General features: G+C 36.0%; 21 protein-coding genes and 3 tRNA genes. 13 read left to right on the top strand and 11 right to left on the bottom strand.

Going from position 1 to position 25,377, the window contains the following annotated elements; translation table 11 throughout:
- Positions 1-4: 4 nt before the first annotated feature.
- The 3 genes from ACKTTZ_RS14170 to ACKTTZ_RS14160 form a co-directional block, all read right to left on the bottom strand.
- On the bottom strand, positions 5-526 hold the full coding sequence (locus ACKTTZ_RS14170; RefSeq protein WP_407845863.1) for a DUF4269 domain-containing protein: 522 nt from the start codon (positions 524-526) through the stop codon (positions 5-7).
- A complete protein-coding gene (locus tag ACKTTZ_RS14165; RefSeq protein WP_034697589.1) occupies positions 527-1,477 on the bottom strand; it encodes a GSCFA domain-containing protein in 951 nt (316 codons plus the stop codon).
- A gap of 76 nt (positions 1,478-1,553) precedes the next feature.
- Positions 1,554-2,525 (bottom strand): polyprenyl synthetase family protein, encoded by a 972-nt coding sequence (locus ACKTTZ_RS14160; protein ID WP_034697588.1) that lies wholly within the window; start codon positions 2,523-2,525, stop codon positions 1,554-1,556.
- Between the two features lie 190 nt (positions 2,526-2,715).
- Between ACKTTZ_RS14160 and ACKTTZ_RS14155 the strand changes: the two genes are divergently transcribed.
- The 3 genes from ACKTTZ_RS14155 to ACKTTZ_RS14145 are packed head-to-tail and all read left to right on the top strand — an operon-like array spanning position 2,716 to position 6,963.
- Positions 2,716-4,614: a type VI secretion system Vgr family protein gene (locus ACKTTZ_RS14155; RefSeq protein WP_407845862.1), complete on the top strand. Its 1,899-nt coding sequence runs from the start codon at positions 2,716-2,718 to the stop codon at positions 4,612-4,614.
- Between the two features lie 2 nt (positions 4,615-4,616).
- Positions 4,617-6,188, top strand: coding sequence for a hypothetical protein (locus ACKTTZ_RS14150; RefSeq protein ID WP_407845861.1), 1,572 nt, complete (start codon positions 4,617-4,619; stop codon positions 6,186-6,188).
- A gap of 4 nt (positions 6,189-6,192) precedes the next feature.
- Positions 6,193-6,963, top strand: coding sequence for a leucine-rich repeat domain-containing protein (locus tag ACKTTZ_RS14145; RefSeq protein WP_407845860.1), 771 nt, complete (start codon positions 6,193-6,195; stop codon positions 6,961-6,963).
- A 149-nt stretch (positions 6,964-7,112) separates the two neighbouring features.
- On the opposite strand, the gene ACKTTZ_RS14140 is transcribed toward ACKTTZ_RS14145, so the two are convergent.
- The 3 genes from ACKTTZ_RS14140 to ACKTTZ_RS14130 all read right to left on the bottom strand — a co-directional run bounded on the left by ACKTTZ_RS14140 (position 7,113) and on the right by ACKTTZ_RS14130 (position 10,750).
- Complete coding sequence (locus tag ACKTTZ_RS14140; RefSeq protein ID WP_034700227.1) at positions 7,113-8,255, bottom strand: inorganic phosphate transporter; 1,143 nt, start codon at positions 8,253-8,255, stop codon at positions 7,113-7,115.
- Between the two features lie 13 nt (positions 8,256-8,268).
- Positions 8,269-8,907 (bottom strand): DUF47 domain-containing protein, encoded by a 639-nt coding sequence (locus ACKTTZ_RS14135; protein ID WP_027374906.1) that lies wholly within the window; start codon positions 8,905-8,907, stop codon positions 8,269-8,271.
- A 151-nt stretch (positions 8,908-9,058) separates the two neighbouring features.
- Entirely contained in the window at positions 9,059-10,750 is a 1,692-nt protein-coding gene (locus tag ACKTTZ_RS14130; RefSeq protein WP_407845859.1) for a DEAD/DEAH box helicase, read from the bottom strand.
- 227 nt (positions 10,751-10,977) lie between these two features.
- Between ACKTTZ_RS14130 and ACKTTZ_RS14125 the strand changes: the two genes are divergently transcribed.
- The 7 genes from ACKTTZ_RS14125 to ACKTTZ_RS14095 all read left to right on the top strand — a co-directional run bounded on the left by ACKTTZ_RS14125 (position 10,978) and on the right by ACKTTZ_RS14095 (position 19,183).
- The gene (locus ACKTTZ_RS14125; protein ID WP_407845858.1) at positions 10,978-12,288 is read left to right on the top strand and encodes a TolC family protein; all 1,311 of its coding nucleotides are present in this window, start codon (positions 10,978-10,980) and stop codon (positions 12,286-12,288) included.
- Between the two features lie 3 nt (positions 12,289-12,291).
- Positions 12,292-13,560 (top strand): efflux RND transporter periplasmic adaptor subunit, encoded by a 1,269-nt coding sequence (locus ACKTTZ_RS14120; protein ID WP_407845857.1) that lies wholly within the window; start codon positions 12,292-12,294, stop codon positions 13,558-13,560.
- A 52-nt stretch (positions 13,561-13,612) separates the two neighbouring features.
- A complete protein-coding gene (locus tag ACKTTZ_RS14115) occupies positions 13,613-14,362 on the top strand; it encodes an ABC transporter ATP-binding protein (RefSeq protein ID WP_407845856.1) in 750 nt (249 codons plus the stop codon).
- A gap of 22 nt (positions 14,363-14,384) precedes the next feature.
- Entirely contained in the window at positions 14,385-15,614 is a 1,230-nt protein-coding gene (locus ACKTTZ_RS14110; RefSeq protein ID WP_407845855.1) for an ABC transporter permease, read from the top strand.
- A gap of 333 nt (positions 15,615-15,947) precedes the next feature.
- Positions 15,948-16,613, top strand: a complete 666-nt coding sequence (locus ACKTTZ_RS14105; RefSeq protein ID WP_034700214.1) for a DUF2461 domain-containing protein — start codon at positions 15,948-15,950, stop codon at positions 16,611-16,613.
- Positions 16,614-16,880: 267 nt separating this feature from the next.
- Entirely contained in the window at positions 16,881-17,675 is a 795-nt protein-coding gene (locus tag ACKTTZ_RS14100) for an FkbM family methyltransferase (RefSeq protein WP_253317298.1), read from the top strand.
- 8 nt (positions 17,676-17,683) lie between these two features.
- Positions 17,684-19,183 carry a lipopolysaccharide biosynthesis protein gene (locus ACKTTZ_RS14095; RefSeq protein ID WP_407845854.1) on the top strand — a complete coding sequence of 500 codons (1,500 nt, stop codon included), beginning with the start codon at positions 17,684-17,686 and terminating at the stop codon, positions 19,181-19,183.
- 39 nt (positions 19,184-19,222) lie between these two features.
- Here the strand turns inward: ACKTTZ_RS14095 and ACKTTZ_RS14090 are convergent, their stop codons facing one another.
- The 4 genes from ACKTTZ_RS14090 to ACKTTZ_RS14075 all read right to left on the bottom strand — a co-directional run bounded on the left by ACKTTZ_RS14090 (position 19,223) and on the right by ACKTTZ_RS14075 (position 23,824).
- The gene (locus tag ACKTTZ_RS14090; RefSeq protein ID WP_407845853.1) at positions 19,223-20,263 is read right to left on the bottom strand and encodes a hypothetical protein; all 1,041 of its coding nucleotides are present in this window, start codon (positions 20,261-20,263) and stop codon (positions 19,223-19,225) included.
- A gap of 117 nt (positions 20,264-20,380) precedes the next feature.
- Positions 20,381-21,235 carry a glycosyltransferase gene (locus tag ACKTTZ_RS14085; protein ID WP_407845852.1) on the bottom strand — a complete coding sequence of 285 codons (855 nt, stop codon included), beginning with the start codon at positions 21,233-21,235 and terminating at the stop codon, positions 20,381-20,383.
- A 90-nt stretch (positions 21,236-21,325) separates the two neighbouring features.
- Positions 21,326-22,726, bottom strand: a complete 1,401-nt coding sequence (gene aspA / locus ACKTTZ_RS14080; RefSeq protein WP_034700201.1) for an aspartate ammonia-lyase — start codon at positions 22,724-22,726, stop codon at positions 21,326-21,328.
- Positions 22,727-22,798: 72 nt separating this feature from the next.
- Positions 22,799-23,824 carry an N-acetylmuramoyl-L-alanine amidase gene (locus tag ACKTTZ_RS14075; protein WP_253317301.1) on the bottom strand — a complete coding sequence of 342 codons (1,026 nt, stop codon included), beginning with the start codon at positions 23,822-23,824 and terminating at the stop codon, positions 22,799-22,801.
- 135 nt (positions 23,825-23,959) lie between these two features.
- Between ACKTTZ_RS14075 and ACKTTZ_RS14070 the strand changes: the two genes are divergently transcribed.
- The 3 genes from ACKTTZ_RS14070 to ACKTTZ_RS14060 all read left to right on the top strand — a co-directional run bounded on the left by ACKTTZ_RS14070 (position 23,960) and on the right by ACKTTZ_RS14060 (position 24,250).
- A tRNA-Ser gene (locus ACKTTZ_RS14070) sits at positions 23,960-24,044 on the top strand.
- Positions 24,045-24,059: 15 nt separating this feature from the next.
- Positions 24,060-24,134 (top strand) — tRNA-Pro (locus ACKTTZ_RS14065).
- Between the two features lie 42 nt (positions 24,135-24,176).
- Positions 24,177-24,250, top strand: a tRNA-Arg gene (locus tag ACKTTZ_RS14060).
- Between the two features lie 321 nt (positions 24,251-24,571).
- Here the strand turns inward: ACKTTZ_RS14060 and ACKTTZ_RS14055 are convergent.
- Positions 24,572-25,138 carry a hypothetical protein gene (locus ACKTTZ_RS14055; protein WP_051934673.1) on the bottom strand — a complete coding sequence of 189 codons (567 nt, stop codon included), beginning with the start codon at positions 25,136-25,138 and terminating at the stop codon, positions 24,572-24,574.
- Positions 25,139-25,377: the final 239 nt, after the last annotated feature.

Below are 25,377 nucleotides of genomic sequence, written 5' to 3'. Positions count from 1 at the left end.
TTATTTAAAATTTCAATAGATCTTCATAAGGATTTTCAAGTCCCAGCAATAGTCCGAAAGCGGGTTCTGTTTTTATTCCCTGTTTTTTAAGTTCTATTATTTTTTGTTTAAATTTTTCTCCTTTTTCCTGTAATATTTTGTATTCAGCAATCATATGAAGATAGGCATTCTGCTCTGCTGTAGGCTTATTTTGTCCAAAAATCTCAATAGGAAATCCGTCCAGCATAAAATTTAATGTAATGCATTTCTCCCCGTTTACAATAGGATATTCTACTTCTACATCATGAGGAATAAGCTGACAAAATAGTAAATCATCCAGAAAGTCCTGTTCATATTTTAAATCCACCTCGAAAATAAGATCCAGATCACTTCCTTTGATATCAATCTCAATAGGAACAGTTCCTGCCAAAATTGGGGAATAATCTTTCAGTTTCTCAAAGACACGATACTTTGTAAGAATTTCGTACGCTTTTTTCTGTCTTTCATTTCCATCTTTCAGATAGTCAATTCTGGTGAAATCAAGCATTTAAAATATTTTATGTTTTACTTTTTTACGCTGTACTTCAATTCTCTGATCCAGTTTTTCTCTGAATTCGATAAACTTCGGATCTTTCTTATCACTGGTTTTATGTTCCAGGGCTCTCATAATCTTAAAGTTTTCTTTGATAAAATTCTGGGTTTCTTCTGAAAAATAAGATTTTCCAAATTTCTCAAAAATATAATTCACCGCCTGTGTACTGGGATGAATCATATCTTCTTTATAAAAACGATAATCCCGGAGATCATCCATTAAAATCTCATAAACAGGTAGATAATGACAGTTTTCAAACATTGAAATAGACTCATGGATAGCAGTAATCAGCTTGGATTTGCTTAATTGATTTTCCACCATTCCGTCTTTTGTATGCCTTACAGGTGAAACGGTAAACAGGATTTGTACTCCTTCTTTGCAAATATCCTTAAGATCCAGAATAGTCTGGTAAATTGAAGTGGTGAGCTCCTGATGGGAAAGCAGTCCTTTTTCAAAAAACTTTTGCGGAATCTTGTGACAGTTGGCCACCAGTTTTTTCTTGGGAAGAAATTCATAGATAAATGAAGATCCGTAGGTGATAATGATCCAGTCAGCTTCCTGAAGGAAGGCATTTCCCGCTTCAATAGCTCCATTAATCTTATCTAAGGTCTGATGAATATATCGGGTATCAAAACTGGTGTGATGATCCAGAGAAATATATTCTTCATTGTAAGTGATCAGTTCCTCTTCTTCATAAAATGCAGAGTCATGTAATCTGTTGACTGCATTATTGATAGAAAAAGGATTAAAAATAGTCCCAAAAGGGTTGTTAAGGGTCTGAAGTTGTCCGTCCTGGAGTAAATCCGTCATCTCAGAGGCAAAACATGATCCTATTGAAAATATTTTATCTTCAATCTCAATCTTCTTTTCTGATGCGGGAATATCAACTTCTGTTCTGAATTTCATTGTATAAGGATTAGGTTGCAGGAAATAAGTAGCGGGTAAATTACTGTTACCTGCTACCTACCCTCTGCTACCTATATTAACTTTCTCTTCTCAACAAATAATTTGCCAGTTCGATAAAAGGTTTTTTCTTTTCTTCCGGAACATCAATTTTCTGAAGATAGCTTTGTCCGATCTCATTATGTTTTTCAATCAGACGTAATGCTTTTTCATCTACTTTTGTTCTTCTGAAAATCTTTTCTACTCCATATACTTTATCAACATTTTCAGTCTTCTTAGAATACCAGTAGTCCAGTTCTTTTCTTTCCTCGTCTGTAGCATGTTCTCTTGCTAGCAGATACAGAACGGTTTTCTTGTTCTCATAAATATCTCCTGCATGTTTTTTTCCAAACTGCGCCTGATCTCCGAATACATCAAGATAATCATCCATAATCTGGAAGGCAATTCCGATATGTTTTCCGAAATTAAAAATAGCTTTAGCATCTTTAAAATCTGCTCTTGCAATTAAAGCTCCGATTTCAAATGAAGAAGCACTCAACACGCCGGTTTTGTAAGTAATCATTCTGATGTAGTCATCAAAAGTAACATCTTTCTGAGTCTCAAAATTGATATCATACTGCTGTCCTTCACATAGCAAAAGCCCTGTGTGAGTAAATATTCTGATACAAGCTTTGAAAATTTCAGGTTCAAGATCTTCAAAAAACTTATATGCTTTCAACATCAGTCCGTCTCCGGAAAGAATTCCTACATTAAGACCGTGTAAAGTATGAATCGTAGGCTTATTTCTTCTTAGTGGCGCCTCATCCATAATATCATCATGGATCAACGTGAAATTATGGAAAAACTCGATAGCCAATGCCGGTTTGATAGCCTGTTTAAGATCTCCCCCGAACATATCACATGCCATAAGCACCATGATAGGACGAAGACGTTTTCCACCATGGGAAATAATATAATTCATCGGGTCATACAGCTCCGAAGGTTTATCTTTAAAAGTATATTTAGTGATGGCATCTGCAACAATCTGCTGGTATCTGTCTAAAAATTCCATAAAATCTTATAATTTGAACAAAAATACGATTTTTCAAGGCTTTATAAAACAAAAAACTTTGCCCAAATGGACAAAGTTTTTGAAATTAAAATCATAGAGAGCCACTACGTTTTTTTTAATATTACAAAAATAATCCTTCTTTGTTTTATTTTTATCTACATTTGATGACTTATAAAAACACACAAATCCGATGAAAAAAAATATCTCCAATTCAGAGATGATTTCCGAGAACCATATTTCGGGCATCAATCGGGTAATTAAACTCGATATTATAGCTGGTGGAAAACCTATCAGCCATTTTAAACATTTCCGTTTACAACAGAGTGCTAAAACTCATCATTGTTTTAAGCTTATCCTGGCTCATGATTCCTTAGATGAAACCCAAAACTACAATCTTGAACAGGCAAGAAAATTCATGGGAAAGCGATTAACTGTAACGTTCAAATACAAAGATCCAGAGCATGAAAATCCTGAAAGAACATTTGTAGGAATTATTACAAATGTAGCATTCAGTAAGGAGAAAATGAGCTTGGGAAATATTGTACTTAAAGGTTACAGCCCCACCATTCTGATGGATTCTGCTCCACACACCCAAAGCTTTGGTGGAAGTCAGTCTGTAAATACTTCCATTATTGCAGACAGGGTTATCAAGGAAGTACTGGGTACCAATGATTTTGATTTCAGAGTAGACGCTCAAAATAACAGTTATATCAACTACAGTGCACAGTATTGTGAGACTCATTATAACTACCTTGCCAGAATTGCTGAAGCTTATGGAGAACAATTTTATTATGATGGAGAAGTGCTACATTTTGGAAAACTTCCACCTCATGAAAAACCCATTAAACTTATTGATGGCAGTAATGTAAATGATATTTCTATAGCCCTAAATGCAGTCCATACAAAACCTGAATATTTTGGGTATAATAGCAGTATCCATACAAAAATGTTGGGTGTTGACAATCGTATTAAACACTTAGGTGAGTTATCAGCCAAAGCTTATGAATTGAATGATACTATCTTTAAAACCCGTTCACTAACACCTACTCCCATTAATGCCAATATGTTTCGTGATGTAGATGATTCCCAAAAGAGTGCAAGAGGGAGTAAAGCAGTAGATGTTTTTACAGTTTCAGGAGAAACAACAGTTCCATTTCTTTATATTGGTTGTGTAGCTGATTTAGCTATGAGAAAGCCAGACAGCAATCAAACCTCGCATTTTACTACTTTAATGATTACAGAAGTAAGTCATGAAGTTGATGCAAGAGGATATTACACAGGAAATTTTGAAGCGATTGCTGAAGGAACAGGTTTTATGCCGAAGCCTAATTTTGAAATGCCCAAAGCTGAGCCACAAGTAGCAACCGTCATCTCGAATGTTGATCCTTTAAACCAAGGAAGAATACAAGTGCAATTTGATTGGCAATTGAATGATACAACAAGCTTTATCAGAATGATGAGTCCTGATGCAGGAGGAACAGATGCTATAAGCCAGAACAGAGGATTTGTAGCCATCCCTGAAATTGGAGACCAGGTAATGGTAGGTTTTGAGTATCATAATCCAGATTTCCCTTTTGCCATGGGCGGAATGTTTCATGGAAATGTTGCATTGGGAGGTGGAGTCAACAATCACCTGAAATCCATTCAAACCAGAAGCGGAATCCGTATTTTGATGAATGATGCTGAGGGAAGTGTAAATATTATTGATCCGAGTGGTAATACTTATTTTATGGATGGACAGGGAAATATTTCGGTGACTGCACCGAAGAATATGACTCTTAATGCTGGCGAAAACATTAGTATGACTGCAGGAATGAATATTACATCGAATGCAGGGATGAATATTTCTGAAACAGCAGGCGTGAATCACAGCAGTTTTGCAGGAGGAATGATGATGCAAAATGCTGTTGCGGACTATTCTCTAATGGCAGCAAATATTATGGAAATAGCTCAGGGAGAAAGAAAATCCAGGGCAAAGAGTGTTACAGACCAATCCAAGAAAAAACAGGTTGTATCTGATGAAAAGAATGAGCTTCATACAAAGGGAAACTTTGAAAATAACAGTGGAGAAAAGTCTAAAATGCACTAAACATGGCAGGCGGAAAAATTACAAGAATAGTAGGTGGTACTCATAGCATAGAATGTGAGACCTGGACCGTTTACACGGATGAGTTTTCGGCGTATGCCGGACAAGGAAGCCACTTCACAGCAGATGGAGAAACCAATTTCGGAGAGCCAAAGGAAGCCCCATCCTCATACACTTATTTTGAAAAAGGTTGGTGGACCGATGAAGAAGGCAAGGAAATCAAAGAAGCCCGGTTAGGTGATAAGGTTCAGTTTCATTTGAAAATGAAAAACATTAAGTCTCCCGAAGGAAAAAAAGTGAACCTTGAATTACGGGAATGGGATGAGTTTGATTTTCTGCTCTATATTCTAAGTTTAGCAAATAAGGAATTAACAGGCTACAAAAATACCAAAGGTTACGAAAAAATAAATATGGTAAGTACCGATCCTGAAAACAATGAAGTACTGACAGACTGGAAAATGGATGCAAATTCTGAAATAGTAATATCTTTACTTTTGAGCGAAGATGCACTGATAAAAATGATGGCCAATGATGAAGGGAGGGATTTAGAACTTTATTTCAGATGTAAATATATTGATGAAAATAATTTTATCGAAATAGCAGAACTGCCCTGGGAAAACTGGAATTACCTGAAAGTGAAGCCTAAATCGGTGGTGGAACCTATTATTTTCGTTCATGCTTCAAATAAGCATCTCTTACCTGCAATATATTCTGCCGAAAATGGAAGTCCATGGTATGTTTCAGCCATTAAAAACGGACTGTATGCCAATAAAGTGAATACTTTATCAAAACCTTATGGAACTGCTGGTAATAAAGAACTTACCGCTTTTGAAAAGAAAGCATATAATATTGCCATAAGAAATCTGGAGAAGAAAAATTTCTTCAGTACTATAAGAAAAGGGGCAACTTCTGAGTACTATTATTATGATGTATCGGATATTGACAACAGGTTTGAGAAGGAAATAAAAAGAGCCGTAAATGTAGGAACTGAAACATCCGCCAATGTGCCCAAAGGAATTAACGCAATAGAATATGAATCCGGAAAAGGTCTTGCAGGAAAAATAAAAACTGTTGGAGAGATTGCAGGTCTTTTTGGGGTTTTATCAGATATGGCTGCTTTATTAAGAGGAGCTGCAGACCACAAGATTCCGCCACCGTCTATTATTCCGCCTTTTGTAACAATGGAGGTTGAAAAATATCTTAATGAAATGTATGAAGAGTTAAGAGATTTATGGAAAAGGGATTTGCAAAATAGTTTAAACAAAGGTAAGGGAGGCGTTATTAAATTTCTTGAAGAAAACAGTTATAGTGATGGTCTAAAAGTTCGGAATTTAGGATTTAAAGTAATAGATATGACAGAGGATGGAATAATGAAAATTTTAAATAAAGAAATAGTCTCCATTAATGATAAAAGTGATGAGAACTCCCCAAAAATGATAGAATCTTTATCAAACCTCGGTGTTGGTCGTCATAACTCAGGAATTCTAATCCAATCAGTGGAAGAAAATGATAAGTTTAATAGATTAACAACTAATCATTATATCCATGCTATATTTGTTGATGATTTAAAAATCTAAATGTATGATAAAAAATATTTTTTACATTCTATTTCTGTTACCTTTATTTTTTTCTTGTCAAAAAAAGTATAATAATGTCCCATTTGATAAAAAAGAAGAACATTTGAGAGCAATGCCTGATACGATAAAAATCTTATTATTAGATAGTTTATGGTATAAAAGAGATTCTTTAACTTATTTATATTTTAAAAATATAGAACAATTAGTATTAACAGAAACAGATTCAATCCCAAAATGGATTACAAAATTTGATAAATTAAAAATATTGTACGTAAGTAACTACCAAAAAAAAATTAAAACTATTCCAAATGATATTGGGAAGCTAAAAAATCTTGAACAAATAGATTTACCAAGAAACAGCATATCATATATCCCAATGTCATTATTTAATTTGATAAAACTTAAAAGACTAAATTTAGAAGAAAACCTTTTAGCAAACCTTCCGTCTGATATTAAAAAGTTAAAAAAAATCACAATTTTATCACTTGGAAATAATCCCATTTCTATATTGCCAAATGAAATCTGCAGTTTGGATTCATTAAAAATGCTTCCAATTGAAAATACTAATATTAGTGAGTTACCAAATTGTTTAAATAATTTAAAACTATTAGAAAGAATATATATTACAAATACTAAGTTAAAATATGTTCATCCAAATATTTTAGAAATTGAAAATTTAAAAGATTTAGATGCAAAAGGTTTAAAACTTCAAAATTACAAAGAAGTAAAAACTATCTGTGAGAAAAGAAATATCACTTTTTACTATGATGAATAAAGTATTCACGCAATAGAATATGAATCCGGAAATGGTCTTGCAGGAAAAATAAAAATTGTAGGTGAAGTTATGGGGAAACCTCTACTACTTTATAAAACAAAAAACTTTGCCCAAACGGACAAAGTTTATATAATTGTATGATTTGTTTTTTAGAAAAGGAAGGTTACCGCAAGATAAGTAATTGCAGCTACTATTGCAGAGATTGGAATGGTTAAAACCCAAGCCCAAAGTAAGCTTACAGTGATTCCCCATCTTACCGCTGAAATTCTTTTCGTTAATCCTACCCCGATGATAGAACCTGTAATCGTGTGTGTAGTAGATACAGGAATACCAAAGTGATCTGTGATGAATAAGGTAATAGCACCTGCAGTTTCTGCACTTACTCCTTCTAATGAAGTTACCTTAGTAATCTTAGTTCCCATTGTTTTGATGATCTTCCAACCACCGCTCATGGTACCTAAACCAATAGCAAGGAAAGAAACCAAAGGAACCCAGATATAATGCTGTGCAAAATAATCAAAACGTTCTGCAGAAGGAATATTCAAATATTGCGCATCCTGAAGCATATTAACGTGATAATAGATTACTGCTGCACCAATGATCCCCATTACTTTCTGTGCATCATTCAAACCGTGCCCTAAACTGAATAAGGCTGAAGAAGCCAACTGTAATCTTTTAAAAGACTGATCTGCTTTGTGTGGGTTTGATCTTTTATAAAGGTGTACGATAATCAGGGTAATGATGATCGAGATAATCATCCCTATGATCGGTGCCATGAAAATGAACAGGAAGATAGGAATTACTTTATCAAACTTTACTACACCCTGTTGGGTTACCTGGCTGAAAGCTTCTTTAATGGTATCCCACATCCCAAGTCCGGGTTGTGCTGCAGCCACATCATGATAATCCATCATGAAAGCGTGCATAAGAGCTGCTCCTAAGAAACCTCCGATCAGCGTATGTGAAGATGATGAAGGGATCCCGAACCACCATGTCAAAAGGTTCCATGCAATTGCGGCGATAAGGCCGGAAAATATAACCTCAAGAGTGATAAAATTCTCATTAACTGTTTTGGCAATTGTATTACCAATTTTGAATTCTCCAATAATGTAAGCAGCAATAAAGAAAGCTGCAAAGTTCCAAAGCGCCGCCCAAAGTACAGCCTGGAATGGAGTTAAAACTTTTGTAGAAACTATAGTTGCAATTGAGTTGGCTGCATCATGGAAACCATTGATATAATCGAAGATCAGGGCCAGCGCAATAATAACTACAAGTAAAATCGGAAATTCCATTTTTTGCTATGTATTAGGCGTATTTAATCATGATGTTCTCAATCGTATTGGCAACATCTTCTGCTTTGTCGGTTACAATTTCAAGGTAGTTTAATACGGATGAAACTTTAATAATGTTGATGGCATCATTGGTTTCAAATAATTCTACCATTGAGTTGGAAAGCAAATCGTCAGCAATATTCTCAATAGAGTTCACCTTAATACAAGCCTCTTTCACCTGTTCCATATTTTTGAACCCTTTAAGGTTTTTCATTGCATTCTGAATTTCAAGACATGCTTTGTGGATCAATAAAGAGAAGTCTGAATAAGCCTTCATCTCAGGTGATTTGTAAAGGAAAATATATTTTGTGGATGCGTAGATATAATCAGCGATATCATCAAGCCCTGTTGCCAGTGTGTGAATGTCTTCACGGTCAAAAGGTGTAATGAAGTTCTTTCCTAGTTCTACGAAGATTTCGTGAGTAAGTTCATCATTCTTGTGTTCAAAGTCGCTCATTTTCTTCAACATTGAATCGTCATTAAGATCGAAATCCTTGATTCCTGTGTTGAATTCTTCTGACATTGCAACTAGATTTTCAGTTACTTTTTCGAAAAGTACAAAGAAGATTTTATCTTTTGGTTGAAAAGCGTGGAAAATATTACCAATTCCCATTTTTTAGTATTTATAATTCGTGTGCAAATTTCTTAAAAAAGGATTGTACGTGAAACTATATAACATTAAGTTTTGTTAACATTCGCTTAACTACTGATTATCAAATAAAAAAACCGGCATTAATGCCGGTTTTGTATGGTATAAGAAGAGATTAGTTTGCTACTTCAGCTCTCATATCTTTTCCTTTGAACTTCATCGATTGAATATTGCTCAAAACATTGTCTTTGAACGATTTTTCAACTTCGAAGAAAGAGAATTTCTCAAGGATCTCGATATCACCGATTTCAGCTCTTTTCTTGCTTTTTCCGCCAGCAGTAGCTTTGTTGATAATATCTAAAACATCAAGTTTCTTCAAGTGGTCTTTTTTACCAAGGTTGAAGAAGAATCTTACCATGTTTTCATCTCTTCTTCTTGGCTTTCCGCCACGATCTCTGTCTCTTCCACGCTCTCCACGCTCTCCTCTATCTCTGTCTCTGTCACGTCCACGGTCTCTTCTTGAGTAGTCGTCATCTCTGTTGCTTAATTTCTGCTCAACAAGGTCGTGCTTGTCTTTGTAGTATAAAGCAAGATCTTTCAACTGGAACTGTAGAAGCTGGTGTACCAGTTCTTCTTTTGTAAAGTTGCTCAGATCCGGGATTAAGCTATCATCAAATTCGAAAAGATCTTCGTGCTCCGTCAATAATTTTTCGAATACACCTCCTACCTGAGCTTTGATAATATCTTCACCTGTAGGGATAAATCTTTCGTTGATCTCAATTTTTGTTGCAGATTTGATCTGTTTTAGCTTTCTGCTTTCTTCAGGCTTGATTAAAGCCATAGAAATACCATCTTTTCCGGCTCTACCTGTTCTTCCGCTTCTGTGAACGAATACTTCAGGGTCATCTGGTAAAGAGAAGTGAATAACGTGAGTTAAAGAGTTTACATCCAATCCTCTTGCTGCCACGTCTGTCGCTACAAGAATATCAATGTTTTTCAATCTGAATTTCTTCATTACCGTATCTCTCTGTGCCTGAGAAAGATCACCATGAAGAGCATCAGCTGCATATCCGTTCTGCATTAAGAAATCAGCAACCTCCTGAGTTTCCATTCTCGTTCTACAGAAGATGATGGAGTACTGGTTAGGGTTTGCATCGATAAGTCTCTTCAATGCTTCTTTTTTCTGACGGTATCCTACAACATAGTATTCGTGAGTAATGTTCTTCTTCACTTCGTTGATAGAACCTACTGAAATACGATGTGGCTTTGTAAGATAATTTTTGGAAATTCTTTCCACTTCTTTATTCATCGTTGCAGAGAATAAGAAAGTTTGTTTCGTTTCCGGAGTTTCGCTTAGAATGGTTTCCAATTCATCCTTGAATCCCATAGAAAGCATTTCATCAGCTTCGTCTAATACTAACCAATGAATCGCAGAAAAGTCTAATGCTTTTCTGTTGATAAGATCAATTACTCTTCCCGGAGTTCCCACGATAATTTGTGGTTTGTCCTTCAAAGATCTCATCTGCTCTACAATACTACTTCCACCATAAACCGCAGTTGTCTTGATGTCTTTCATATACTTAGAGTAATTCTTTATGTCCTTCGAAATCTGAAGACATAATTCCCGTGTCGGACAAAGCACCAATAATTGGATTTTGCGACTCGTATCGTCAATCATATCCAAAATCGGAAGCGAAAACGCTGCTGTTTTGCCTGTCCCTGTCTGCGCAAGTGCGATCAAGTCGCGAATATCTGAAAGAATAAAAGGGATAGTCTGTTTTTGGATTTCTGTTGGGCTTTCGTAACCCAGTTCGCCAATTGCCTTAAGGATATCAGGACTTAAATTGGTTTCCGTAAATAAATTCATTAACTATTTTAAAATTTTTGCAAAGATACAATAAATATTTGATTTGTTTTTGAATAAATTTTTAAATATCCAAACTTAAATTCACAATCCTTTAATATATTTTTAATTTTTGGAAAATTAAATCTAAAAAAACAAGCCTTAGGTTAAAAAGTTGTTAAACATTGTTTTTTTTTATTAAATTGGATTGATTTTTTCTGTGATATTTATGAATTTTCAAAAATAAAGCCATGAAAAGCAAATTTTTCTTTTTGATATTCTCGTGCATAGTCGTTGAAATATTTGCCCAAACACCCAATTATCCGTCCGCCTGGACTCTGGAAAATTGTATTGAATACGCCAAAGAAAATAATATTTCCATCAATTCCCTCAGGCTTTCAAAAAATTCTGCCCAACAGGATCTTCTTCAGGCAAAAGACGCCAAATATCCCAACGTAAGCGGAACCGTTTCACAAGGACTTTTTGCTCTTAACGGAAGTGACGGACTTCACATGACCGGAGCACAATCCCAAAGCATCGGAGCCAATTCTTCCATAACCCTTTATCATGCCAACTATATTAAAAACAATGAAGCATCTAAGAATCTTCTGGTGCAAATGGCAGATTTGTCTGTACAGGAATCCGAAAATAATATAACACTCAATATCACCCAGGCCTATCTCAATATTCTGATGAACCAGGAAAACATCGTTTCTCTTGAAAATGTTCTGAAGACTACACAAACTCAGTTAAAACAAGGCGACCAGCTGTATAAAGCCGGAAGTCTTTCCAAATTAAATTATCTTCAGATCCAGTCTCAGGTTGCCCAGGATCAATACAACCTGGTTGCCGCTCAGAATAATCTACGGACCAATACTGTTAACTTAAAACAAATTCTGCAGCTGCCTTCCGGTTATGATTTTCAGATTGTAAAACCTGACAGCATTATCGTTGATGAACAGTTGAACCCCTTACAAGATGTTCAAAATCTGGCACAAAATCAACGCCCGGAAGTAAAATACGGTGAATTGAATGTAGAAAATTCCAACACGAATCTGAAAATGGCGAAGGCCTCTATTCAGCCTACTTTGAGTTTAGTTGGAAACATTTCCACCAATTATTCCAACGGAAACGGAAATTATTTTAACCAACTGGGAAACAATTTTTATATGCCCATCGGATTAAGTCTTGGCATTCCGATTTACAACAACAGAATTTACAAAACACAGATTGAAAAATCAAAAATCGCCATTGAACAGGCCAATCTTGACTTACAGAACACCAAAACAATTCTGAATCAGCAGGTCGAACAATCTTACATCAATTTTCAGAATGCTTTGTCACAATATGATTCTGCCTCCCAACAAATGGACATTAGCAAGCAGAGCTATGATATTGTGAATGCCCAGATGAAAATCGGAAGCATTGATTATGTACAGCTTCAGCAACAACGATTGCTTTATATACAGTCTGTTCAGAATTATCTTCAGGCAAAATATACGGCAATTCTCAATAAACAGATCTACGAATTTTACGCAGGTAACCCTATAAATCTAAAGTAAGCTATGAAAACAAAGAATAAAAAATGGTTGTACTGGATTGTGGGCGGCATCATTGTGATAGGTGCAGTCTGGTTTTTCTTCATTCGGGAAAAAGAAATAAAAATTCAGCTGGAAACAGTGAAGCCTGAAATGGGAGAAATTTCAAATTCCATTACGGCTACAGGAACTATTCAGCCTGTAGATACGGTTGCAGTAGGTACTCAGGTATCGGGAATCATTAAAAATATTTATGTTGATTTTAATTCAACCGTAAAAAAAGGTCAATTACTGGCCACTTTAGATCCGGATCTGCTTCAGTTTCAGTCGGAGCAAATCAAAGCCAACCTTCAAAACGCAAAAAGCAATCTTGCTTACAACGAAATCAATATCAACAGACAGTCTCAACTGTACAAAGTGGGTGCTATCAGCAAAGCGGATTATGATGTTGCCACCAATCAGTACAATGTCGCAAAAGCACAGGTAGGTTCAGTGAATGCTCAGCTTTCCACTGCTAATAAAAATCTGTCGTTAACTAATATTTATTCTCCCATTGACGGAACGGTACTCAACAGAAATGTAAGCGAAGGACAGACAGTGGCTTCAAGCTTTAGTACTCCTACCCTTTTCAGTATTGCCAAAGATCTTACCAAGATGAGAGTTCGGGCATCGGTAGATGAAGCAGATATCGGAAATGTAAAAGTAGGTCAGAAAGCCACATTTACAGTAGATGCATTTCCGGATGAGACTTTTGATGGTGAAGTATCGGAAGTTCGTCTTCATCCTACCGTTTCATCAAATGTTGTGAATTATACCACCATCATCAATGCAGATAATTCAAGCTTAAAACTGAAGCCGGGAATGACAGCCAATATCACAATTTACACTCAGGTTTTAGACAACATTATGAAAATTCCTGTGGCGGCTACCAGTTTCAGACCTGACAGTCTGGTGATTAAAAAATACAAAGTAAACGCTCCGTTTGCCAATGGTAAAAAACATGAAAAAGGCCAATGGAAAAATCCAAACAAAGGAACTGAAAACAAAAATGAAGCTGCAGTATGGGTGATCGCAAAAGACAGTACCATTTCCCGTAAAAAGATAAAAACAGGAATGGATAATGACACCGAAATACAGGTTATTTCAGGATTAAATAAAAACGACAATATCATCACTGGCTATAAAGTTCTGTCAAAAAAATCTTCCGGTGGACAAGCTAAAAGTCCTTTCATGCCTCAAAGAAGAGGTAGTGGAAACAACAGAAACAGCAGTGGCGGCGGTGGCGGACCAAGATAACAAGAATTTTATACTCCTAACCAATCAACCAGCAAACCTAAAACAAAAAGTCATGGCAGAAAAAATTCTTAAGATCATGGATCTGAAAAGAGAATTCAGGATGGGCGAAGAAGTTGTTCATGCACTGAAAGGCGTAACATTTACAGTAGAAAGAGGCGAATTTGTTACCATTATGGGAAGCAGTGGTTCCGGAAAATCTACCTTACTGAATATTATTGGCTGCCTGGACAAGCCATCAGGAGGAGACTATATTCTGGATGGTGTCAATATTAAAAATCTTGATCGTGATGAGCTGGCTGTTCTCAGAAATCAGAAAATAGGGTTTGTATTTCAGTCTTACAATCTCCTTCCCAGAACTACGGCAAAAGAGAATGTGGAACTTCCTCTTCTTTATAATTCAAAAATATCTACAGAAGAACGCCACAAAAGAGCCATAGATGCTTTGACAGCAGTAAAATTAGAGAGCAGGATTGACCATCTTCCCAATCAGATGTCGGGAGGGCAACAACAAAGAGTAGCTATAGCCAGAGCTTTGGTAAATGAACCTGTGATGATTCTTGCAGATGAAGCCACAGGAAATCTGGACACCAGAACCTCCTATGAAATTATGGCGCTTATGCAGGATCTTCACCATCAGGGACGAACCATTGTTTTTGTAACCCACGAACCTGATATTGCCACTTTCAGCAGCAGAACGGTTACCCTTCGGGATGGGAAAGTGATTAAAGACATCCAAAATGACAATATAAAATCAGCCAAAAAAGCATTGGAAAATCTTCCGGTAAATGATGATTACAGATAAAGTAAACTAAAAATTTATTACAATGAACCTCTCAAACCTCTTCAGAATTGCCTGGAAAGCCCTTTTAAGAAATAAGCTTCGTGCGTTTTTAACGATGCTAGGTATTATTATTGGTGTGGCTTCAGTGATCGCAATGACCGCCATTGGAGAAGGTTCAAAAAAAAGCATCAGCGACCAGCTTTCTTCGATGGGCTCTAATATGATTACCATCCGTCCGTCCAGCAATGTGAATGTTTCAGGAGGAGCAAGAATCGGAGCTTCCGGATTACAGACTTTGAGACCACAGGATGCAGACGCCATTTCAAAAGGAGCTCCTGATGTTTCTTACGTCTCCCCTGCAGTACAAACCAACGGACAATCCATCAACGGAGCGAATAACTGGCCTACGCAGCTGCAGGGCGTGAATGATGAATATTTCAGCATCAGAGACTGGAGTATTGCAGAAGGCAATCTTTTCACCAAAAAAGATGTCACTTCATCTAATAAAGTTTGTCTTCTCGGACAGACGGTTTACAATAATTTATTTCCCAACGGTGAAGATGCCGTAGGAAGCATCATCAGATTCAATAAAGTTCCTATGAAAGTGATTGGAATTCTGGCTCCAAAAGGGTCTAATGCCTTCGGGCAGGATCAGGATGATGTAATAATCGCCCCGTTCAATACCGTTCAGAGAAGATTTTTAGGAATAACCTATGTTCAGACCATTTATGCCGCTTCTTCGAATGAAAACACATCACAACAGGCCACCGATCAGGTTTCAGAGATTCTGAGAAAACAGCATAAACTACCTGCAGACGGAAATAATGATGATTTCAGCGTGAGAACTCAGGCAGAGCTTATCTCAACCATGAGTTCTACCAGTCAGCTTCTGACTGTACTTTTATCTGCTATTGCCGGAATTTCCCTTATTGTAGGAGGCATCGGAATCATGAATATTATGTACGTTTCTGTAACAGAACGAACTAAAGAAATTGGATTGAGAATGTCTATCGGAGCAAGAGGAAAAGATATTTTGTATCAGTTTCTTATTGAAGCAGTACTGATCAGCATTACCGGTGGAATTCTTGGGGTACTTTTAGGCATCCTTTCTTCGGAACTGGTTACTTTTTTCCTTTCATGGCCAACTTTTATTACAGAATCTTCCATTATTGTTTCGTTCATTGTGTGTGCTGTAACAGGAGTATTTTTCGGATATTACCCAGCATTGAAAGCTTCAAAACTAGATCCAATCGAGGCATTGAGATATGAATAGTTTTTGTACATTTGATTGATGAGATTCGGGGTTCGGGGTACGAGATTCGGGGCTTTGAGATTTTGATCCGGGATTCGGGGTACGAAGATTCCGGGTTTAGAAACCGTTTTGAATATCACTTAATAACGGGGTTATTTAGACTTATAAAAATATTGAATATATTAAAACCATTAAGAATGGATTTAGGAAATAAAGTATAGTTAAGATGAATCATTCTGATTTTTAAGCTTAAAGCGAAGCTTATCTTAATACTCTTAACACCTTAAGATAATCTTAATGTTTCAAAAATAAAAGTTTAAACAAGTTCAACAATAAAAAAACACTTAACACAATATGTCTGCAAGTATTTCCTCCAAAACATTTGATTTTTTAAACAAATTAAATAAAAACAATAACCGCGATTGGTTTAATGAAAACAAAAACCTGTACACAGAGTCTCAGCAAAACGTGGTTTCATTCTTAGATGAACTCATCAGAGAGATGTCTGGTTTTGATGAAGAACTTGCTAAAATAGACAGTAAAAAAGCCTTATTCAGAATTTACAGAGACACCCGTTTTTCCAAGGACAAATCTCCTTATAAAACCAATTTCGGAGCTTCTCTGGGCATGGGAAAAGGAAATCAGAAAGGAGGTTATTATCTTCACATGGAACCAGGAAAGTCCTTTTTAGCCGGAGGAATCTACATGCCGGAATCCTCTGTCCTGAAAGATGTTCGCAAGGAGATTTCTTTGTATGGAGACGATTTTCTAAAAATTCTCAATAATAAAGATTTCAAAAAACATTTTCCGGAGCTTGATCAGGAAGACAAACTGAAGAAAATACCTCAGGGTTTTGAGAAAGAAGATCCTATGGGAGAATATCTCAAACTTAAAAATTTTATTGTGGTCTATTCTCTGAAAGATGAGGAAGTCCTGGATAAAAATGCAGTGAAAAGCATGACCAAAGTTTTCAAACTGATGAAACCTTTCAATGATTTCCTGAATACCCCTTTTCTTTAGACAGTTTTATTTTTCAACTACAGATCACTCGGTTTTTTGCAGATCATTGAGTGTATTTTGGTTGAATTTCTATTTCTACAGAATGTTTTAAAGAAATGTTCAGGGTATACAGGTGTCTCTGTGACAAATCAAAAATATAGTAAAATTCAACAGGTTACAAAAACAAATTCCAGGAATCCATCCTGAAAACCAACCCATTATAATTAACATTTTTTAAGAAAAGTTTTACATTTTTACGTATCTTTGCTGTTCGCCAAAAAGCCAAAGATGTCTTTATACCAAAAAATTGCAGAGAAACTACAATACATAAGCCCGAATTTCTACAAAAAAAGATATTTTAAAGCTTTAAATAATCTTAATAAAAATAACTTTTCGGAACGTAATGTAGAACCGGAATTGGTATGGATCAAAGAATACCTTCCTAAAAATGCTGTAATACTTGATATTGGTGCCAATGTGGGAACTTTCCTTTATCAGCTGGAAAACACCTTGAAGCATGAGCATATTTATGGTTTTGAACCTAATAAAAAGCTTTACAGAAGACTGAAAAGACTGTTTTCTGACATGCACATTCTCCCTCTGGCTCTTTCGGATGAAAACAGAATAGCAGAGTTCAAAGTACCCATTATTAATGGAAAAACGATTGCTTCCCGTGGTACTTTAAACACTTCTTACAAAGAAAAAGGAGAAGAGAAAAGCTACACGGAACAGGTAAAAGTTATTAAACTTGACGAATGGGCAGCACTGGAACATTTCAACAGACTTGATTTTATCAAAATAGATGTTGAAGGAAACGAAATAAAAACTCTTTCCGGAGCAAGAGAAACCATCAGACAATTCAAACCGACCTTAATGGTTGAAATGGAGCAAAGACACCATGAAACTCCTATATGGAATGGAATATCCGAAGTGATGAGCTGGGGATACGATGCCAGATATCTGAACAGAAACAGCTTTACGCTGGAAGATCTTACAGAAGATATCATAACACAAAATACAAACGACGAAAAAAATAAAACTCAGTACATCAACAATATTATTTTTATACCTAAAAACATTTAAAACGACTTATGAGTGTAGTAGCGAGACAAGGCTTCAAATATTCCATTATCGGTTATATTGGTTTTTTGCTGGGCACCGTTTCCGCAATATTTATATTTCCGAATGATTTTGAATTTTACGGAAAGCTACGCTACATTCTTCCCACGGCTGAAATGCTGGTTCCTTTTGTTGTTTTGGGTATTTCTTATTCGAATGTGAAATTTTTTCACAAAGTAGAAAAAGACGGTAAAAAACAGAATATGCTGTCACTGTCACTCCTGACGGTTTTTATCAACTTTGTTATTTTCACGGCTGTATTTTTTATCCTTCCTTATTTTTATCCGAAATTCAGGCATTCAGAAGCATGGAAGATCAAGGAAATGATTCTGCCATTGATTTTAATCCTTTCATTCTGTGCAATTTTCAATAAATACACATCCAATTATAAAAGAATTGTGGTTTCCAATATTTTCGACAATCTGTTTCCGAAAATAGCGAATCTGGGAGCTTTCTGTCTCTTTTTCTTTGCTTTATCACAGAATATTACAGCTTCTACTTCGCAGACCATTGCATATGTTTTCTTTTTTGGAATATTCTTTTTAATGCTTTTGGGGTATATTTATTACACCAACAAACTGGAAAAAATTCAGCTGGATTTCAATACCGATTATTTTAAAAAGAATAATTTCTGGAAAGAATTTTTCAATTACAGTTTCTTTGGATTCCTGGGAACTTTTGGGAATTATCTGGCGATCAACAGCTTTATGATCGGAGAATTTATGGGAATGGAAGAGGTTGGAATTTATTCTGTTCTGTATGCTCTGATCTCATTGATTTCTATTCCACAGCTTGGATTATTTAATATTTCAGCACCTATCATCAACAAAACTCTGGCAGACGGAGATATGGTGGAACTAGACAGGTTCCATAAAAAAACATCTTTAACACTCTACTTCCTTGGAGCTGTTTTATTCTCATGTATTATGGTAGGATTTCCTTATCTGACGCAATTTATGCCAAAGAACGGAACGATGCTCAGAGAATACGAACCCGTAGTCTGGATCTGGGGTTCTGCAGTATTGATTGATCTGGCCACAGGATTCAACGGGAATATTATTTCGCTTTCAAAATATTACAGATTCAATATTCTGGTAATGCTTCTGCTGGCCGGACTGACTATCGGACTGAATTATTATTTCATTAAAAATACAGACCTGAAACTGATCGGAATTGCCCTATCTACTGCAATTTCACTGACCATTTACAATGTGGTGAAAATCATTTTCAATTATATCGTATTTAAGGTTTCCCCTTTGAGTATTGAAATGATTTTTGTTTCCATTATCTGTACTTTAGCCATTACAGTAGCCATTGTTCTTCCCAATTTCAACAGCAATCTGCTTAATCTTATTTACAAACCTGCAGTGGTCTTGATACTGATCTATGTCGGAAATTACTTCACCAGGATTTTCCCGGTTGAAGATTATCTGAATATGAGATTTATTAAGAGTGTATTTAAGATAAAATAAGTGCTTTTAAGACAGAAAAAGACAGTAATCCAAAGTTTTTTATATCAAGCCAGTTAGAAATTGCTCCAGCTTTTTCTGAACTTCTTTCCTGCTGTATGCTGTATAAAAATCAAATGGGTTTTCAGAAACGGTTTTTAACTGTTCAAGAACATTTTCTTTTTCAGGAATAATAAAATTTAGTTTTGAAGGATAATTTCCAGGAAAAACAGCCAGTTTTCCATAAGCTATGGCATCGCCAAGGTTTCCCGTCATTTTAGTAAATCCATACGTTTCTTTCATGCTGAAAAATTCTGTATCCTGCTGAATCGGACACCATAAAACATCTGCTTTCTGCATCCACTTTTCAAATTCTTCAGAAGAAACTCTTTCTGAAAAATAGGTGATTTCAATGTTTTCAGGCAGTTTTTCAGACAAATGTTGCAGTTGTTTCAATTCATGTCCGTTTGCTTTTCCAAGGAATATAAATTGGTAAGACTTATCTACATTCAGATTCTGAATAGTTTCAAAAATATAATGATAATCTCTTCTTTTCTGTGAAACACCACCTGGAATCACCACTACAAACTTTTCATTTTTCGCTTTGTCAAAATCTCTTGTAAAAAACAGGGGCAAATACTGATATTTCTCTGAAATAAGGGCTTCATCCAGCACAAAAAGAGATCTGGAATTCTGATATACTTTGGTTTTGTAAAATAATCCTTCTTTCAGCCATAATTTTAACCTGAAAATAATGTCTCCTTTGAAAACACTTTTCATCAGATCCAGCTTGGAAGCTTTTATGAAATTAAGATTATGAGAAATAACTGCTGTATTGTACTTTTTTGTGATCGCTAAAAATGTATTAAAATAACGGTGTACCGTGCCTATGATCACAAGATCATACCCTTTTCCCTTTAACTGATCCAGAATCATAGAACTATCTGATAAAAACACAGCTTCATGGCGGTGACTTACCTGATCTTTGATTCTTTTTGAAAAATAATAGTCTACCGCAAAATCCTGAGAATCTTTCATAATATCCATGAAAGCCTGGGCAATTTCTGCGTGGGTATCTATTTCTATGTAAGCTATTTTTTTCACGGGTTAACGGGAGTTATATCATAAGATTTGGCTAAAGCCAATCGATTTTATTTTTTATTAAACGGGTTTAAACCCGTTCCTATTGATGAACATTTACAACATTTAGAAAATCACCTTCTACATTTTCAGCCATTTCTTCTTCAACATTCTCCAACGCTGATCATTAACGGCTTTCTGTTCTTCTTTCGTGATTTTCAGTTCTAATTTCTCTGATCTGCAGCTTTCATAAGAGTTGATAATATCAAAGAAAAATGAAGCAGATTTGCTTTTCATAGCTTCTTTTGAAGAGGCAATATAAGCCAGAAACCTGTTCAGTCCCAAGAAATAAAAATATCTTCCGTAATAATCCGCAGGACGTATGGTGTAATCGGCTCCTTTTACTTTAATCAGCTTTACATGGAGCTCCGGAAGTACAACTTCTTTCCATCCCAGATGATCCAGCAATATGGAATCAATATTATCCCAACCCAATGTTTCCCTTAAACCACCGATCTGCACAAAGCATTCTTTACGGTAAGCCTTCATAGGACCTCTTACATGATGTTTATTGGAATTTCCTTCATACACCCAGCTTCCTTCTTTTTCTATGTACAGAAGCCCTCCAACAAGTCCGTATTCAGGATTATTGATAAAAGCTGTTGCTACATCCGCCAGATAATTTTCCGGAAGAATGATATCAGCATCAAATTTACAGATGATATCAAATTCATCTATAGATTGAGTCTGAAGTCCGTTTTTAAAAGCGTGAACGACTTTAGAACCTGGCTGATGTTCAGATTTCTGTAGGTTGACTGTTTCAAAACGGGAATCAGTTTCTGTATAGTTTCTGATGACCTCAGCTGTTCTGTCTGTAGAACCGTCATTCACTACCACTACTTTAAAATCTTTGCTACTTTGCTGTTGCAGAGAAGTAAGAGTAAATGGGAGGTTGTCTTCTTCGTTATGGGCAGGAATTATGATTAAAAACCTCACGGAAATGATAAGTTGATTAATGATGAAGGATCAATGATAAGAAGCCATTTCGGAAATCAATTATCATTGATCTTTCATCGTTGATAGAATTTATTTGTTATGCGGTTTCAGCATGTTTTTCGGATCAAGAATTTCATCCAGCTTTTCCTGAGAAAGAATTCCTTTTTCCAAAACAAGGTTGTAAACGCTCTTTCCTGTTTCCAATGCTTCTTTTGCAATCTGTGTAGACTGTTTGTACCCGATATAAGGGTTCAATGCTGTTACAATACCGATGCTGTGTTTTACCATATTCAGGCAAATTTCTTTATTGGCAGTAATTCCAACCACACATTTGTCACGAAGCGTATCTAACGCATTGCAAAGGAAGTTGATATTTTCCATGATGGCATGTGAAAGTACCGGTTCCATTACATTCAGCTGTAATTGACCTGCTTCTGCGGCAAAAGTTACAGTAAGATCATTTCCGAATACTTTGAAACAAACCTGGTTTACCACTTCCGGAATTACAGGATTTACTTTCCCTGGCATGATAGAAGATCCTGGCTGCATTGGCGGCAGGTTGATTTCAAAAAGACCAGCTCTTGGACCTGATGAAAGTAATCTTAAATCGTTACAGATTTTGGACAGCTTCACCGCAAGACGCTTTGTAGCTGAAGAATAAATCACATAAGATCCTGTGTCAGGAGTAGCTTCTACTAGATCCGGTGCTGAAACAATCGGGAATCCTGTAATCTGAGCTAAGTTTTTAGCACAAAGAGTAGCATATCCTACCGGAGCATTTAATCCAGTTCCGATAGCGGTTGCTCCCATATTTACTTCTACAAATAGGTTGGCATTGTTATTCAGTTTGGAGATATCCTCTTCTAAAGTGGCTGCATAAGCTTCAAATTCCTGTCCCAAAGTCATTGGAACGGCATCCTGAAGTTGTGTACGTCCCATTTTAATAACATCATGGAACTCCTGTCCTTTTGCACGGAAAGCTGTGATAATTCTTTCCAGTTTTTCTACCAATCCGATATTCATCTGAAGCAATCCCATTTTGATTGCTGTAGGGTAAGCATCGTTGGTAGACTGAGAAAGGTTGATATGGTCATTAGGTGAACAGAATTCATATTCTCCTTTATTTTTCCCTAGCTTTTCCAACACGATATTGGCGATCACTTCATTCGCATTCATGTTGATAGAAGTTCCTGCTCCTCCCTGAATCATATCTACCGGAAACTGCTCATGATATTTCCCTTCTACAATTTCATCACACGCTTCTGCTATTTTAAAATACAGGTTTTCGTCTAGAAGTCCTAGTTCATAATTGGTTTTAGCTGCTGCTTTTTTTACAAACGCCAATCCTTTTATGAAATCCGGATATGAAGACAAAAGCTGCCCTGAGATTTTAAAATTGTTGATAGCTCTTTGTGTCTGAACCCCATAATAAGCATCTAAAGGCACATTCAGTTCGCCTAATAGATCACTTTCTTTTCTGAAATTTTCCATTACAGATATTTTACTGTTTTTGATCGTTTAAAGATAGCAAAAACGCATCTAACCGATGCGTTTTAATTTGAATTATTTTGTTGGATATTTTTGATTTAAAGCCTGGAGTATTGCCCATGTTTCGCCATCCATAATTCCGTCATAATTCTGTGGACGGAAATGATACTGGAAAGCTTCAATTGTTTTTTTGGTAGCATCATCCCATTTTCCGCTAAGATCAAGTGCATATCCAAATTTCTGCAATGAAGTTTGAATAAGGAAGATAAAACTGGCCTCATTATATCTTGCCGTAATATCAGCCTGTGCTGCCTCAAGATAAGTCTGTTTAGCGGCTTCATCATACCACATTCCAACCTGGTACTCATCATACAGTTTTTTCCATGGGAACATAGGTCCCGGATCCTGCTTTCTTGTAGGTGCAATATCGGCATGCGCCAATACATTCGTAGGCTGAATCTGATATCTTGTCACAATATCTTTAACCAAGGCAGCTACTTTTTTCACCTGGTCATCGCTAAAAGGAGCAAAAGTTCTTTTGCCGGTAGCATCTGTAGTATAGCCTGTATTTACAATTTCAATACCGATAGAATTATCATTGAGATTTTTGTCATTTCTCCAAGCGCTTACTCCTGCATGATAGGCTCGCTTATTTTCATCTACCAACTGATAGATCTCGTTATCTCCTGTATTATTTACCAGATAATGGGCACTCACTGCCTGCTGGGTAAGAACAGTAAGAGATTTATCGTCCGCAAGAGCTGTATAATGTAATATAAGATAACGTTGTCTGAAATTCTGGGCTATCGCAGGGAAATAAGTTTTCACCACCTTGTATCCGGCTGGTTTTGCAGATACAATAGAACCATAACTTGCCGTATTATCATTTTTTGTTGGGTCTGCTATATTAGTAGTAAAAAAGTCTACTCCATGATCAGATACAACTTTTGGTTTTGGAGCGACCGGAGGAGTTGTTTGAACCGTCGGTTTCGCCTGTGTTATTGGGGTTTTCGGTTTGTAAGTATTTTTTTTTACATTTTGTTGAGAAGTACATGAAAAAACAAAAGTGCTTAATCCGATGATATATAATGTTTTACGCATCAGTTTGGTTTTTGAATGATTTATTACCTCAAAAATACACAAAAATTTCTTGAATTTTATTTGGTAAATAAAGAAATCTGTTCTATATTTGCACTCGCAATAACGGAACAACGATCATTAAAAAATAAACAAAAAGGAGGGTTGCCGGAGTGGTTAACGGAGCAGTTTGCTAAACTGTCGACGCGAAAGTGTCGCAAGGGTTCGAATCCCTTACCCTCCGCTCTTCTTATATATTCGGGGCGTAGCGTAGTCCGGTCATCGCGCCTGGTTTGGGACCAGGAGGTCGCAGGTTCGAATCCTGCCGCCCCGACTTTTTAATGTGCTTATTTACTAAGCGAGAATCAACTTCTAAGGGTGCGTAGCTCAGCTGGATAGAGCATCTGCCTTCTAAGCAGACGGTCAAAGGTTCGAATCCTTTCGCGCTCACATAAAGACTTACTATTTTTAGTAAGTCTTTTTTGTTTTTATTCCTTACTTAAAAATCATTGATAAAACAGACTGGATAGAGCATCCCGATTTCAATCGGGACGGCAAAGGTTCGAATCCTTTCGCGCTCACATAAAGACTTACTATTTTTAGTAAGTCTTTTTTGTTTTTATTCATTACTTAAAAATCATTGATAAAACAGACTGGATAGAGCATCCCGATTGAAATCGGGACGGTCAAAGGTTCGAATCATTTCGTACTCAAAAAAAACTTCACTTATCAAAAATGAAAATCTTCTACAGAGAAGTTATTAATATAAGATTAATGATCTGTAAAATATTGCCCAAACCATTGATCAAAACTTTCTTTATATCGAGCCTGAGCATTTTGAATCAACACATCAGGTTCTTCAATCTGGCTTAAACCGTAATCTCCTTTCATCCACCTCAAATATTCATTTAAATCCGGACTCTCTTCATAATCCTCTTCATCTCTATAAAAATAAGCTTCATCAAAGTCTACTGAAATCTCAGTGTCAAAAGTGAGCAAATGTAAAAACTGTACACTATTTTCAGCGACAATATGAACTCCACCTTCATCTCCAAAAACCACAACAGGCATTTTATTTAAAGGCTGATCCGTTGCATTATTCCAGATTGCATAGAATGAACCTGAACCATTGGCCTGAGCAAAAGGCAGCATACTATTCAAAAAACTTTCATCATCACTCCAGCTTTTCAGTCCGGATTTACTATCGATTAACACACCAAAGCCTTGCGAATAATTTTCAAACGAGGAAATGGTATTCTGGAAGTAAATCAGTTTTTCAAGCTCTACAGGAACTTCACTCAAACCCAGATTTTGTTTAAATTCTGCAATGTCTACCATAATCAATAATATACGATTAATAAAATTTATAAAATGAAAGAAGAACAGTAAATTTATTAACTATCTTTAATTTTTCGGTTATCTTTTATATTAATTTAACAACACAAATAATCCGTTTTCACCCTAAAACACCCATCACAACTTAAGCATTTCCAATAGATTACAGTAAAAAAACTATTGATTACATAAAATATCTTTTTCGTTATTATAAAATACTTATATTTACCACCAAGGAGTTC

This window comes from Chryseobacterium sp. KCF3-3 (assembly GCF_045865955.1).
Lineage (GTDB): Bacteria > Bacteroidota > Bacteroidia > Flavobacteriales > Weeksellaceae > Chryseobacterium.
The sequence above is the reverse complement of the archived record's forward strand: the minus strand, read 5'-3'. Positions and strand labels throughout refer to the sequence as shown.

Coding starts and splice junctions, on each gene's coding strand:
- ACKTTZ_RS14170 (WP_407845863.1), bottom strand. CDS start 526: ATGCTTGATTTCACCAGAATTGACTATCTGAAAGATGGAAATGAAAGA.
- ACKTTZ_RS14165 (WP_034697589.1), bottom strand. CDS start 1,477: ATGAAATTCAGAACAGAAGTTGATATTCCCGCATCAGAAAAGAAGATT.
- ACKTTZ_RS14160 (WP_034697588.1), bottom strand. CDS start 2,525: ATGGAATTTTTAGACAGATACCAGCAGATTGTTGCAGATGCCATCACT.
- ACKTTZ_RS14155 (WP_407845862.1), top strand. CDS start 2,716: ATGAAAAAAAATATCTCCAATTCAGAGATGATTTCCGAGAACCATATT.
- ACKTTZ_RS14150 (WP_407845861.1), top strand. CDS start 4,617: ATGGCAGGCGGAAAAATTACAAGAATAGTAGGTGGTACTCATAGCATA.
- ACKTTZ_RS14145 (WP_407845860.1), top strand. CDS start 6,193: ATGATAAAAAATATTTTTTACATTCTATTTCTGTTACCTTTATTTTTT.
- ACKTTZ_RS14140 (WP_034700227.1), bottom strand. CDS start 8,255: ATGGAATTTCCGATTTTACTTGTAGTTATTATTGCGCTGGCCCTGATC.
- ACKTTZ_RS14135 (WP_027374906.1), bottom strand. CDS start 8,907: ATGGGAATTGGTAATATTTTCCACGCTTTTCAACCAAAAGATAAAATC.
- ACKTTZ_RS14130 (WP_407845859.1), bottom strand. CDS start 10,750: ATGAATTTATTTACGGAAACCAATTTAAGTCCTGATATCCTTAAGGCA.
- ACKTTZ_RS14125 (WP_407845858.1), top strand. CDS start 10,978: ATGAAAAGCAAATTTTTCTTTTTGATATTCTCGTGCATAGTCGTTGAA.
- ACKTTZ_RS14120 (WP_407845857.1), top strand. CDS start 12,292: ATGAAAACAAAGAATAAAAAATGGTTGTACTGGATTGTGGGCGGCATC.
- ACKTTZ_RS14115 (WP_407845856.1), top strand. CDS start 13,613: ATGGCAGAAAAAATTCTTAAGATCATGGATCTGAAAAGAGAATTCAGG.
- ACKTTZ_RS14110 (WP_407845855.1), top strand. CDS start 14,385: ATGAACCTCTCAAACCTCTTCAGAATTGCCTGGAAAGCCCTTTTAAGA.
- ACKTTZ_RS14105 (WP_034700214.1), top strand. CDS start 15,948: ATGTCTGCAAGTATTTCCTCCAAAACATTTGATTTTTTAAACAAATTA.
- ACKTTZ_RS14100 (WP_253317298.1), top strand. CDS start 16,881: ATGTCTTTATACCAAAAAATTGCAGAGAAACTACAATACATAAGCCCG.
- ACKTTZ_RS14095 (WP_407845854.1), top strand. CDS start 17,684: ATGAGTGTAGTAGCGAGACAAGGCTTCAAATATTCCATTATCGGTTAT.
- aspA (WP_034700201.1), bottom strand. CDS start 22,726: ATGGAAAATTTCAGAAAAGAAAGTGATCTATTAGGCGAACTGAATGTG.
- ACKTTZ_RS14075 (WP_253317301.1), bottom strand. CDS start 23,824: ATGCGTAAAACATTATATATCATCGGATTAAGCACTTTTGTTTTTTCA.
- ACKTTZ_RS14055 (WP_051934673.1), bottom strand. CDS start 25,138: ATGGTAGACATTGCAGAATTTAAACAAAATCTGGGTTTGAGTGAAGTT.